This is a genomic window from Shewanella alkalitolerans (assembly GCF_019457575.1).
Taxonomy (GTDB): Bacteria; Pseudomonadota; Gammaproteobacteria; order Enterobacterales; family Shewanellaceae; genus Shewanella; species Shewanella loihica.
Genome location: NZ_CP080422.1, coordinates 3358930 through 3371085 on the forward strand (window position 1 = coordinate 3358930; position 12156 = coordinate 3371085).

The following is a 12156-nucleotide window of genomic DNA, read 5'->3' on the forward strand; positions in this document are numbered from 1 at the left end:
ACTATGTGAGTTTAAAATTAATATTTCTATGGCTAACGCCCTATTAACGGGCTAAAAATTGTGGGCTAAACTTTTTGCGAAGCAAAATCAGCCCGCGATTTTTGGTCCCTGTTGAATGCTTGTTAGGTGAATATTTATACCAAACCCGAATCTTGATTAATTACTAAACCACCAACAATTAATAACATAAAACCAGGTATAGCATGACAAAACAATGCAGGTACTTGCTTTACATGCTGATACTTAGGAATGAAAAAGTAAGGGTCTAGCTTTTGAATTTTTTTATAGATAGGCAGCAAAATTGGTTTAAACCAAGAATTAAAGTAAAAACCAAATACAGCAATTAATTGGACTTCTAAAAGCATTAAAAACAGATCAAGACCTATTGCATCAATAAACATTGCAAGTCCAACTAGTTCTGAATTAACGAGTAAAAAGCCAATAAAAACCAAAGTGAATAATTTCCACATCCATTTTTTTAACACTAGACTCTCCTTGTTCAGCTAACACTTATTAGCGAGAATGCCGCCCATGTAAATCACTTCCTACTAATGTACATCGCGGCAATTTTTTTAAATATCTGAAATTTATATCAATAACAGCATTACATAACAAGGAGAAAATAAGCTGCCGAAAACAAAGCGAGACTTGGCTTATTTGAGAGAAAGGGCGAGACCTCCACCACTCCCTATTAAATGGCTGATGCTCAGTTTTTTACTAAATTTAATCAATTAGTTACGAATTTTCAAAAAACAAAGCGAGAACCGCAAGATTACATAGTAGGAAGCGAAAGGGGCGCTTTTTTGCAAAATCCCATTATACCTGTATAGATGCGCAGTCTAGCGAGTAGAGTTTGGCAACCTGCCGAACACTCATCTAGTCCTCCTACTCACATCAAATGAAGCCAAGTCGAAGAGACGTTAGATATCCAGTGTAAACACGTTTTTGGCCCTCGACGGCATGGACGCCGCCGTGGAGCGTATAGGGATATATTCACAGCGAGCCAAAAACGTGTTTGCACATAAGCCCACCGCAGGTGATAGATAACCATGAAGCTACTACCTTCAATCGCCTCTCCAGCATCCATGCAGATCTGAAGACCTACAGCGTGTCACCAAATGCTATTCAAATAGGACGCCCTAATGACTCCCCTGTTTGTTCCATTTACGAATGACATTTCCATGCTTATCACGCCAACCTTCAATTTCGGGAGTTGAAAGAAGGTAAGCATGAAAAGTAATAATTCCGAGTGTTTTACGAATTCTCTCGGCCCAAATAACACCCGCAATAACACCGACACCAGCTGTGCCGTAACAGATATTTAAGGCCGTTTCGAAGTCAAAAAGATAAAATCCAAATACACTCAACATACAAAAAATTGCGGTTGCAGAAAGTACGATTTGAAAGTACAGCCATGCAAAGATTAACCAAGCGGTTAGATCTAGATAGCCTTCCAGTGGTTTCATGATCAATTGCTTCAGAAAATTCATATAACTCCATTTATTTACTTCTGAATCTTACGCTTACCAGCTAACGCCTACGCTGGCCTTACTCCCTAAACCACCAAAGACTCGGCATCACTCTCACACGCTGAGCCATACTCATAGGCGGATTCGGCCGATTGGATAGTCTCGGAAATAAGCGTTTCGAATATCTCCATTTGCCCCGCGGGGATCAACTGATTCTGGATCTGTTTGCGTTTCGCCGCATCGAACAGACGCTCGGCTAACCAGCCCACTAGATAGAGGAGAGAAAGACAACCGCCAGCGGTTGCTATGTTCCCCTCAATCACCAAGGGTAGATCCTGAACATCACCGCCCATACCCACTAAAGCCGCCTTAGCATCTGGGTTTGTCGTTAGCTTCTTTCCCTTAAGTAACCCCAGCTCATGAAGCACAAAGGAACCCGCACATATAGAGCCAATCAACTGCCTGCTTGGATCGAGTTTTAAGGCAGACATAAAATTCTCATCTTGCAGCGCCGCGGGAATACCGCGATAACCACTGGTGATAAGAACGACATCTTGATCCTTTACCTCAGACACATGGCCGTCAGTCTTCACTGTCATCCCTAGCTGCGAATGATGTTCGGGTTTAGTGCCGAGTATCCTGACCGTCCAGCTATCAGAAGTTCTTCCCAGCAAGTCATTCATCAAAAAGAAATCCACATCGGTAAAGTCATCAAACAACACGATGCCAACTTTATACATAATCCCTGTACCCTTAATCACTTAGCAATGAATCGAATCACGCCTTACTGTGAATTAGCTTTATCTATGTAGCCGCAAGCTAGTGTGAACATCAAAAAGGCGACACCCAGCCGCCTAAAAACCAATTTATTCAATAGCGGCAATTGGTTATCAGAGTTATATCTCACAAGCAACTAAGAAAGCACTCAAAAAATCCGAGCCTCCCCCAGTTCAAACCCAGATATCGAAAATTTCAGCCTTACGACTTATTCAATCAAGAGCGCCACACCTGGCAGGTGTTAGATGGCGATGAAGGTACGACCTTCAACTCATTTAATAAATGAGCATCTCGTTAAATGCTAATCAAAAAAACTTTTGGAAAGCCGAACCTTCATTCCGAGGCCAACACACTTTAGGGCAAAACCAAGTTAGCTGTTGCTCTTCTTTCTGAACCAAATACAGCCAAATCGAAGAGACGTTAGATATCCAGTGTAAACACGTTTTTGGCCCTCGGCGGCATGGACGCCGTCGTGGAGCGTATAGGGATATATTCACAGCGAGCCAAAAACGTGTTTGCACATAAGCCCACCGCAGGTGATAGATAACCATGAAGCTACAACCTTCAATCGCCTCTCCAGCATCCATGCAGGTCTGAAGACGTACAGCGTGTCACAAAATGTACTTGCACATACGTCGTTCCTTCACATCTGACCCATAGGGATATGGGAAATGTCGGCCTGATGTTGGGAGCATCACTGACCCTGTGACCACGACATTGGTACTTCCTGTACGGCACCCGCCGGGCAGGCGTTAGATAAAGATGAAGGTGTGACCTTCGCAAATCCTACCAACATACATAACTGTCAACGCTCCCCCCCTGTATCACCACCCAAAATGGCAGGCGAACATTCGCCAATCTACCCCTGCCCCTGCATCAGCGCAGTAATAAACTCCCGCAACCAGCGGTTAGCGTTATCCTGATCGGCGCTGCGATGCCAATAGAGATGCCACTCTATCGGCTCCACCTCGAAAGGCAGCTTGAGGACCTTAAGGTCGGTATTTTTCGCCAGGCTCTCGGGTACTGTGGTCGCCAGATTCGTCTCGGCCACCAGCTTGGGCGCCGCCTGATGATGCTTGGTGCGTACCTGGATGTTGCGATGTTTGCCGAGACGGTTAAGCGCGGCGTCGACATAACCTACCCCCTGACGGCGGCTGGAGACATGAACATGGGATAGGGCCAAATACTGCTCAAGGCTCAGGGTATCGCCAACCTCAGGATGATCCTTCCTCACCAGGCACACATAGGGCACAGTAATCAGTGGATGATGGTAAAGGTCGGGATGGGTCACTATGGGGGCGTCGATGGCCAGGTCCAGCCTGCCGGAGACAAACTCCTTGAGCATCTCCTCTCGCGATACCGGATAGCTGGAGATAGACAGCCTGGGCGCATGCACCTGCAAGGCGGCAAGCAGGGATGGCAACATGGTCTCTTCGGTCACATCGAACATCCCCAGCTGAAAATGATGCTCCGCGAGCAGGGGATCGAAGCTGTCCCCAAGGTGCATGCTGCTGCTCAGCAATTTCAGGGCTTCACGCACCTGGCCTATCATATTTTCTGCCACGGGCGTGGGCATCATGGCCTTGGGGGTGCGGATAAACAGGGGGTCGTTGAGGCTGGTTCGCAGCCGGCTCAGGGCATTGCTAACCGCGGGTTGAGTGATACAGAGGCGCTCGGCTGCCCGGGTTAGGTTGCGCTCGGTATAGATGGCGTCGAACACCACAAACAGATTTAAATCAACATTTTGTAGACGCATTGGCGCTCCCATCGGCAGCTGGTTATATACATCACATGAATAACAAGGTATCAAAATAATAAAGTACGTAAATATTAGTACAGCCACTATACTTTTTTCAACGCAAAGATCGCCAACGGGCGGTCTAAACCATTATTAAAGATGCGAGGATTGAGCATCAATCCGTCATTAGTTTAGGGAGCCCAAGATGAGAGAAGCCGTAATCGTATCCACCGCCCGCACCGGGATGGCAAAGTCATTTCGCGGATCGTTAAACAACACCAAGTCCCCAACCATGCTGGGCCACTGCATCAAGCACGCTGTCCAGCGCGCCGGGGTTGAGGGCGGCGAGATAGATGATGCCATCATGGGCACAGTGCTCACCGCCGGCACCGCCGGGATGAACATCGCCCGTAACGCCGTGCTTGCCGCCGGCCTGCCCAATACCGTCTCGGCCCAGACCATAGACCGTCAATGCTCATCGGGCTTGATGGCCATCGGCATGGCCGCGAAACAGATCATCGTCGATCAACAGCAGATAGTGGTTGCTGGCGGCCAGGAAAACATCACCGCCGTACAGAATGAATATATGAAATGGGCCGCCGATAACGCCGACCCCAAGGTGATGCAATTCGAACCCCAAGCCTACATGCCAATGCTGAAGACCGCCGAGCATGTGGCCAAGGTCTATGGCGTCAGCCGCGAGGCTCAGGACATCTACGCCTTGATGTCACAGCAGCGCACTGCGGCCGCCCAGGAGGCCGGCTACTTCGACGACGAAATCGTCCCCTTCACCACCACCATGGCGATTCAGGACCGCGAGACCAAGGCGATCACCTACCAGCAGGTAACCCTGGACCGCGACGAGTGTAACCGCCCATCGACCACCATGGAGAGCCTGCAAAATCTGGCGCCGGTGATCGAAGGTGGCTTTATTACCGCGGGTAACGCCAGCCAGCTTAGCGACGGCGCCTCCGCCTGTGTGGTGATGGAGCGTAAACTGGCCGAGCAGCGTGGCTTGGCGCCACTTGGCATCTATCGCGGTATTGCGGTGGCCGGCTGCGCGCCGGAAGAGATGGGCATAGGCCCCATCTACGCCATCCCTAAGCTACTGAAACAGCACGGCCTGACCATAGATGATATCGGGTTGTGGGAGATCAACGAGGCCTTCGCGGTGCAGGCGCTCTACTGCCGCGACCACCTGGGTATCGATCCCGCCCGCTACAATGTCAATGGCGGCGGCATCTCCATCGGCCATCCTTACGGCATGACAGGCTCGCGTCTGGTGGGCCATGCGCTCATCGAAGGCAAGCGCCGCGGCGTCAAATATGTGGTCGTCGGCATGTGTATCGGCGGCGGCATGGGCGCGGCCGGCCTGTTCGAAGTCGCCTAACAAGACGCGGCACTAGACTGATGGCAGCGCTCTATCTCATTCGGCACGGTCAGGCCTCCTTTGGTAGCACCAACTATGATCAGCTCTCTGACCTTGGCACCCAGCAGTGCCTCTGGTTGGGTGAGTACCTCAAAGAGCGCAGCGTCCGCTTCGAGCGCATCATCTGCGGCGATATGGCGCGCCATCGCCAGTCGGCCGAGGCGATCTGCCAAGGGCTTGAGCGCCGCCTTGAATTTGAATGCCACTCTGGCTTCAATGAGTTTGACTTTATGACCCTACTGAAAGGCTTCGGCGAGGCAAACCCGCAGCACGCCATCAAAGATTGGCGCAATCCCCGCGAGGTGTATTCCTGTCTCAGGCTCGCCATGTTGGCCTGGTCGGAGAACGCCCTGCCCGCCGAGGTGCCGCTGGAAAGCTGGCAGGCCTTTCAACAGCGGGTGGCCGACGGACTGGATTTTGCCCGCCGCCAGCCCAAGGGCAACACACTGGTTGCCACCTCGGGCGGCGCCATCAGCATCGCCCTGAGCCAAATTATGGGCTTTGGCGCCCAGACGGTGGTGAACCTGAATTTGCAGAGCAAGAACTCGGGGATCACCCACTGTTATTTCTCTGACAGCGCCACCTATGTTACCGGCATCAATGCCACCCCCCATCTGGATCGTCCAGACCGATGGGATTCGGTCAGCTACAGCTAAAGGAATCTACCATGAACTTCGAATTCTCACCCAAAGTACAAGCGCTGCGCGAACGTCTGCTGGCCTTCATGGATGAGCACATCTACCCCAACGAATCCCTGTGGGAGCAACAGGTCGAAGAAGGCGATCGCTGGGAGTCACCGGCTATCCTGGCCGAGCTGAAGGCCAAGGCCAAAGACGCCGGCCTGTGGAACCTCTTCCTGCCCCAAGTCTACGGCGAGTTCAGCCCAGGCCTGACTAACCTTGAATATGCGCCGCTGGCGGAGATCATGGGCGGGGTCTACTGGGCCTCGGAGGTGTTTAACTGCAGCGCGCCGGACACGGGCAACATGGAGGTGCTGGCAAGATACGGCAACAAAGAGCAACAGGAACGCTGGTTGCAGCCGCTGCTAAATGGCGAGATCCGCTCGGCCTTCTCCATGACAGAACCCGATGTCGCCTCCTCAGATGCCACCAACGTCGAGACCTCCATCGTCCGTGACGGCGACGAGTATGTGATCAACGGTCGCAAGTGGTATATCTCAGGCGCCTGCAACAATCACACCCAGATCCATATCGTGATGGGCAAGACTGACCCCGATAACAGCAATAAATACCTGCAGCAGTCTATGATACTGGTGCCAGCCAACACCCCTGGGGTCAAGGTCGTGCGCCCCATGAAGGTATTTGGCTATGACGATGCCCCCGAGGGCCATGCAGAGGTGATTTACGACAATGTCCGCGTGCCGGTGGGCAACATGCTGCTGGGTGAAGGGCGCGGTTTCGAAATCGCCCAGGGGCGCCTCGGCCCAGGCCGCATTCACCACTGCATGCGCACCGTGGGCCTGGCCCAGCGCGCGCTGGAGCAGATGTGTGAGCGTGCCGAGACCCGTATCGCCTTCGGCAAGCCCCTTAGCAAACAACAGTCTGTGCGTGAAGCCATCGCCAAGTCGGCCTGCGAGGTTGAGCAGGCACGCCTGTTGACCCTCAAGGCGGCGGCCAAGATGGATCAGGGCGGCAACAAGGCCGCGAAGGACCTGATCGCCATGATCAAGATTGTCGCCCCCAACATGGGCTGCGCCGTCATCGACCGCGCCATTCAGCTCCACGGCGGCGGTGGTCTGAGCCAAGACTTCTTCCTGGCCAAGGCCTACACGATAACCCGCTCCATCCGTCTGGCGGACGGCCCAGATCAGGTGCATATGATGCAGCTGGGTCGCAACCTGGCCCGCGACGTTCACGCCCAAAACCTGGCATCCAAAAATCCTGCAAAACCTGTGGGAGCCGTATCATGAGCCGCGCCGTGGAAAACCTGGACCTCGACACACTGCAGCCTTATCTCGAGGCCCATGTAGCCGGCTTTATGGGGCCAATGCAGGTCGAGAAGTTTGCCGGCGGCCAGTCTAACCCCACCTTCAAGCTGACGACGGCGTCCGGCACCTATGTGCTGCGCCGCCAGCCGCCGGGCAAGCTGCTCAAATCCGCCCACGCGGTGGATCGTGAGTATCGGGTGCTCAAGGCGCTGGCCGACACAGATGTGCCGGTGGCCAAGGTGTATCACCTCTGTGAAGACACCGGCATCATAGGCTCAATGTTCTACTTGATGGAGTACTGCGAGGGGCGCATCTATTGGGACGCCGCCCTACCCGAGGTGAGCCGCGAGGAACGCGGCCAGCTGTACGATGAGATGAACCGGGTATTAGCGGCGCTGCACAACGTCGATATCGACAAGGTGGGCCTTAGCGATTACGGCCGGCCCGGCAACTATTTTCAGCGCCAGTTCGACCGCTGGAGCAGCCAATACCGCGCCTCGCAGACAGATCATATCGAGGCGATGGAAGCCTTGATGACCTGGCTGGGCAGTAACATTCCACAAGATGACGGCCGGATGTCCTTGGTCCACGGCGACTACCGGCTGGACAATTTGATGTTCCACCCAACTAAGCCAAAAGCCGTCGCCCTGCTGGACTGGGAGCTCTCGACCCTGGGCCACCCCTTTGCCGATCTTGGCTATCTCTGCATGCAGATGCGCATGCCCGCCATCGGCACAGTGTCTGGCCTTCGCGGCAAAGACCTGGCCGAGCTTGGGATCCCAGATGAGCAGGCCTATGTGAACAGCTACTGCCAGCGCACCGGCATAGACAAGATAGACAACTTCGGTTTCTACATCGCCTTTAGCTTCTTCCGCTTGGCGGCCATCATCCAGGGCGTCGCCAAACGCGCCATCGATGGCAATGCCTCCAACAAGAACGCCGCCGAGCTGGGCCAGCATGTAGGGCCACTGGCGGAAATGGCGCTGGAAGCCATCGCCGATCAGATTAAGGAGTAACGCCATGGACAATAAATCACTGTTTGACCTAAGCGGGCGTATCGCCCTGGTAACCGGTGCCAGCCGCGGCATAGGCGCCGCCATCGCCGAGCTATTGGCCGCCTATGGCGCCCATGTGATTGTCGCCAGCCGCAAGGCCGAAGGTTGCCAGGCGGTGGCCGAGCAGATCATCGACAATGGCGGCAGCGCCGAGGCGATGGCCTGTCATGTGGGGGATCTCGAGGCCATCCAGGCCACCTTCGAGCAGATCCAGGCCAAACACGGCAGGCTGGATATCCTGGTCAACAACGCCGCCACCAACCCCTACTTCGGCCATATCCTCGATACGGATCTCAATGCCTTCAACAAGACCATGGAGGTGAACCTGAGGGGCTACTTCTTTATGTCGGTCACCGCGGGTCGCATGATGCGCGAGCAGGGCCACGGGGTGATCCTTAACACCGCCTCGGTCAATGCGCTGCAGCCCGGTGAGATGCAGGGGATCTATTCCATCAGCAAGGCGGCCGTGGTCAGCATGACCAAGGCCTTCGCCAAGGAGTGCGCGCCGCTAGGGATCCGCTGCAACGCCCTGCTGCCCGGTTTCACTAAGACCCAGTTTGCCGGCGCCCTGTTCAGCAACGACAAGATCTATCAGCAGCTGATCGCCAGGATCCCCATGGGCCGCCACGCCGTGCCCAGCGAGATGGCCGGCGCCGTGCTCTACCTGGTCAGCGATGCCAGCAGCTACACCACGGGGGAAACTCTGGTGGTGGATGGCGGCCTGACGCTCTAACAGAGGAAGAATCAATGCAGTCGAATTTTGAAGGTAAGGTGGTGCTCATCACGGGCGCCGCCAGCGGTTTTGGCAAGCTCTTGGCCCAGCGTTTGGCCCCTCAGGGCGCCAAGTTGGTGCTGGGTGATATTAACGACACGGCGCTCGACGCCCTGTGCAGCGAGCTGGGCGAGTGCGCGGTCGGCCAGCGCTGTGATGTCAGCATCGAGGCCGATCAGCTGGCCCTGGCTCAGCTGGCCGAAGAGAGTTTTGGCCGCCTGGATATCGCCATCAACAATGCCGGTATCTCGGCCCCCATGAAGAGCCTGCTAGAGACCACAGAGGCCGATATGGACCTTAGCTTCGCCATCAATACCAAGGGGGTGTTTTTCGGCATGAAGGCGCAGATCCCTCTGATGCAGAAACATAAATGTGGGGCGATCTTAAATGTCGCCTCCATGGCCGGCATTAACGGCGCCCCCAAGCTGACCCCCTATGTGGCCGCCAAACATGCCGTGGTCGGCATTACCCGCACCGCGGCGCTGGAGTTTGCCGCCCAGGGTATCCAGGTCAACGCCATCTGCCCCTTCTTCACGCCAACACCTATGGTGACCGAGCGAGTCGATCCCGCGCTAATCGAGCAGCTGACCCGTGCCGTACCCATGCGCCGCCTGGCCGATCCAAACGAGGTGGTCAGCGCCATGCTGCACATGGTCAACCCGGACAACGGTTTTATGACTGGCCAGGCCATTGCCATCGATGGTGGCGTCTCTGCCATCTGATCCTCATTCACAACAATAACAAGGGTATCCCTATGACGAACGCCACCCTGTACCAAATTCACGGACGCACCGCCGTCATCATACTCAACCAGCCTCCGGTCAACAGCCTGGGGCTGGCGCTGCGCACCCACCTGCTGGCCGATCTCAAGAGAGCCGAAGCCGATGAGTCGGTCGATGCCATAGTGCTCGCCTCCTCGGGTAAGCTATTTTGCGGCGGCGCCGACATCAGTGAATTCTCTTCCGACGACGCCCTCGCCGAGCCCAACCTGCCCCAGGTCTGCGATGCCCTGGAGGCCTCTCCCAAGCTGGTTGTCGCCGCCGTGAACGGCCTGGCCCTTGGCGGCGGCTGTGAGCTGACGCTGGCCTGCGACTACCGCATCGCCCTGCCTGCGGCCAAGCTGGGCCTGCCCGAAGTCAACTTAGGCATTCTGCCCGGCGCCGGCGGCACCCAGCGTCTACCCCGCATCGGCGGCGTTCAGCTGGCCCTTGAGATGATCACCAGTGGTCGCCCCCTCGGCGCGGCGGCTATGCTGGATGCTGGCGTGATCGATAATTTGTATCAAGAGGGCGGCGACTTCATTCAGGCCGCGGTCGACTTTGCCCAAGAGCTGGTCGCGCAGCACAAGCCTAAGCGCAGCTGCTTCGAGATGAGTGTCGACACCAGCAATGTCAGCAGTGAGATCTTTAACGAATTTCGCGCCGCCATTGCCAGACGCAACCGCGGCTACTACGCCCCCGAGCGCTGTATTCAAGCGGTGGAGGCGGCCTGTGAACTGCCACTGGCCGAGGGCCTCAAGCGTGAGCATCAGCTCTTCATGGAGTGCCTGAATACGCCCCAGGCCCGCGCCCAGCAACATCTGTTCTTCGCCGAGCGTGGCGTTGCCAAGATCCCTGGCATAGACCCTAAAACCACGGCGACTCGCGAGATCCGCAAGGTGGCGGTGATAGGCTCAGGCACCATGGGCGGCGGCATCGCCATGAACTTCATCAACGTGGGGATCCCCACCCAGATCCTGGATCTCAACGGCGAGGCACTTGAGCGTGGCCTTGGGGTGATCCGCAAGAATTACGAATACACCCTCAAGAAGGGCAAACTGAGTCAGGCCCAGCTCGATGAGCGCATGGCGCTGCTCAGCGGCACCACAGATTATGCCGACATCGCCGATGTCGACCTGGTGATCGAAGCCGTGTTCGAGAAGATGGAGATCAAGAAGCAGGTATTTAAGACCCTGGATGCCACCTGTAAGCCCGGCGCCATACTGGCCACCAACACCTCCACCCTGGACGTGGACGAGATAGCGGCGGTGACCTCCCGCCCTCAGGACGTGCTCGGCCTGCACTTCTTCAGCCCGGCGAACGTGATGAGGCTGCTTGAGATAGTGCGCGCTAACAAGACGGCGCCGGATGCCCTGCTCACTACTGTGCAGCTGGCACAGCGCATCAAGAAAGTCCCTGTGGTCTCTGGCGTCTGCTGGGGCTTTATCGGCAACCGGGCGACCGACTCTTACCTGCGTGAATCCATGTCACTGATCCTCGAAGGGGCGAGCCCGGCGCAGATAGACAAGGTACACACAGAGTTCGGCATGCCGATGGGGCTGCCCTCCATGGTCGACCTGGCCGGTATCGACGTGGGCATCCTGACCCGGGAAGATCGTAAGGCGTTCACCACAGATCTGGACCCCAGCCACTTCGCCATACTGCACAGGCTCTATGCCAAGCAGCGTTATGGTCAGAAGACGGGTCGTGGCCTCTATATTTACGAGGGGCGCGACAAGCAGGAGGACCCAGAGGTGCTAGAGCTGGCCGCCGAGGCCGCCAAGGAGTTTGGCGTGACCCGCCGCTCGCCAGAGCAGATAAGCGACCAGGAGATCCTCGAGCGCACCATCTACCCCATCATCAACGAAGGGGCGCGGATCCTGGAGGAAGGCATCGCCCTGCGGGCCAGTGATATCGATATCGTGCTGGCTTACGGCTTCGGCTTCCCCATCTTCCGTGGCGGCCCAATGCAGTATGCCGACGAGATAGGTCTGGAGAGGGTTCTGACGGCGCTGAATAAGTATCGCGATACCCTGGACAAGGGAGAGCTGTGGTTTAAGCCTGCGCCCCTGCTGGAGCGACTGGTGAAAGAAGGCAAGACCTTTGCCCAATACCAGGCTTAACTAGCGATTGGCGAATGCCGTGTAGCTAACTCACGGCCAGTAAATATCAGCTGATAAACAAGGCGCGCCCTAGGGCGCGCTTTCGTC

General features: G+C 55.6%; 11 protein-coding genes. 7 read left to right on the forward strand and 4 right to left on the reverse strand.

The features are described from left to right. Positions 1–134: 134 nt before the first annotated feature. The 4 genes from K0J45_RS14645 to K0J45_RS14660 all read right to left on the reverse strand — a co-directional run bounded on the left by K0J45_RS14645 (position 135) and on the right by K0J45_RS14660 (position 4002). Positions 135–485 (reverse strand): hypothetical protein, encoded by a 351-nt coding sequence (locus K0J45_RS14645; RefSeq protein WP_258406700.1) that lies wholly within the window; start codon positions 483–485, stop codon positions 135–137. 654 nt (positions 486–1139) lie between these two features. Further along, complete coding sequence (locus K0J45_RS14650) at positions 1140–1490, reverse strand: hypothetical protein (RefSeq protein ID WP_220043088.1); 351 nt, start codon at positions 1488–1490, stop codon at positions 1140–1142. A gap of 65 nt (positions 1491–1555) precedes the next feature. Then, positions 1556–2209, reverse strand: a complete 654-nt coding sequence (locus K0J45_RS14655; protein ID WP_220043089.1) for a DJ-1/PfpI family protein — start codon at positions 2207–2209, stop codon at positions 1556–1558. Positions 2210–3105: 896 nt separating this feature from the next. After that, positions 3106–4002: a LysR family transcriptional regulator gene (locus K0J45_RS14660; RefSeq protein ID WP_220043090.1), complete on the reverse strand. Its 897-nt coding sequence runs from the start codon at positions 4000–4002 to the stop codon at positions 3106–3108. 187 nt (positions 4003–4189) lie between these two features. Between K0J45_RS14660 and K0J45_RS14665 the strand changes: the two genes are divergently transcribed. The 7 genes from K0J45_RS14665 to K0J45_RS14695 are packed head-to-tail and all read left to right on the forward strand — an operon-like array spanning position 4190 to position 12069. Further along, positions 4190–5374: an acetyl-CoA C-acyltransferase gene (locus K0J45_RS14665; protein WP_220043091.1), complete on the forward strand. Its 1185-nt coding sequence runs from the start codon at positions 4190–4192 to the stop codon at positions 5372–5374. 20 nt (positions 5375–5394) lie between these two features. Beyond that, the gene (locus K0J45_RS14670) at positions 5395–6069 is read left to right on the forward strand and encodes a histidine phosphatase family protein (RefSeq protein ID WP_220043092.1); all 675 of its coding nucleotides are present in this window, start codon (positions 5395–5397) and stop codon (positions 6067–6069) included. An 11-nt stretch (positions 6070–6080) separates the two neighbouring features. Further along, positions 6081–7343: an acyl-CoA dehydrogenase family protein gene (locus K0J45_RS14675; RefSeq protein WP_220043093.1), complete on the forward strand. Its 1263-nt coding sequence runs from the start codon at positions 6081–6083 to the stop codon at positions 7341–7343. Then, complete coding sequence (locus tag K0J45_RS14680) at positions 7340–8377, forward strand: phosphotransferase family protein (protein ID WP_220043094.1); 1038 nt, start codon at positions 7340–7342, stop codon at positions 8375–8377. Before K0J45_RS14675 ends, K0J45_RS14680 begins: the two co-directional genes overlap by 4 nt. A gap of 4 nt (positions 8378–8381) precedes the next feature. Then, positions 8382–9149 (forward strand): SDR family oxidoreductase, encoded by a 768-nt coding sequence (locus K0J45_RS14685; RefSeq protein WP_220043095.1) that lies wholly within the window; start codon positions 8382–8384, stop codon positions 9147–9149. A 14-nt stretch (positions 9150–9163) separates the two neighbouring features. After that, positions 9164–9910 (forward strand): SDR family NAD(P)-dependent oxidoreductase, encoded by a 747-nt coding sequence (locus K0J45_RS14690; RefSeq protein ID WP_220043096.1) that lies wholly within the window; start codon positions 9164–9166, stop codon positions 9908–9910. A gap of 32 nt (positions 9911–9942) precedes the next feature. Beyond that, positions 9943–12069, forward strand: coding sequence for a 3-hydroxyacyl-CoA dehydrogenase NAD-binding domain-containing protein (locus K0J45_RS14695; RefSeq protein ID WP_220043097.1), 2127 nt, complete (start codon positions 9943–9945; stop codon positions 12067–12069). Positions 12070–12156 lie beyond the last annotated feature (87 nt).

Bases quoted from the DNA above. Each gene is read 5' to 3' on its own strand.
- K0J45_RS14650 (WP_220043088.1), bottom strand. From the start codon at position 1,490: ATGAATTTTCTGAAGCAATTGATCATGAAACCACTGGAAGGCTATCTA.
- K0J45_RS14655 (WP_220043089.1), bottom strand. From the start codon at position 2,209: ATGTATAAAGTTGGCATCGTGTTGTTTGATGACTTTACCGATGTGGAT.
- K0J45_RS14660 (WP_220043090.1), bottom strand. From the start codon at position 4,002: ATGCGTCTACAAAATGTTGATTTAAATCTGTTTGTGGTGTTCGACGCC.
- K0J45_RS14665 (WP_220043091.1), top strand. From the start codon at position 4,190: ATGAGAGAAGCCGTAATCGTATCCACCGCCCGCACCGGGATGGCAAAG.
- K0J45_RS14670 (WP_220043092.1), top strand. From the start codon at position 5,395: ATGGCAGCGCTCTATCTCATTCGGCACGGTCAGGCCTCCTTTGGTAGC.
- K0J45_RS14675 (WP_220043093.1), top strand. From the start codon at position 6,081: ATGAACTTCGAATTCTCACCCAAAGTACAAGCGCTGCGCGAACGTCTG.
- K0J45_RS14680 (WP_220043094.1), top strand. From the start codon at position 7,340: ATGAGCCGCGCCGTGGAAAACCTGGACCTCGACACACTGCAGCCTTAT.
- K0J45_RS14685 (WP_220043095.1), top strand. From the start codon at position 8,382: ATGGACAATAAATCACTGTTTGACCTAAGCGGGCGTATCGCCCTGGTA.
- K0J45_RS14690 (WP_220043096.1), top strand. From the start codon at position 9,164: ATGCAGTCGAATTTTGAAGGTAAGGTGGTGCTCATCACGGGCGCCGCC.
- K0J45_RS14695 (WP_220043097.1), top strand. From the start codon at position 9,943: ATGACGAACGCCACCCTGTACCAAATTCACGGACGCACCGCCGTCATC.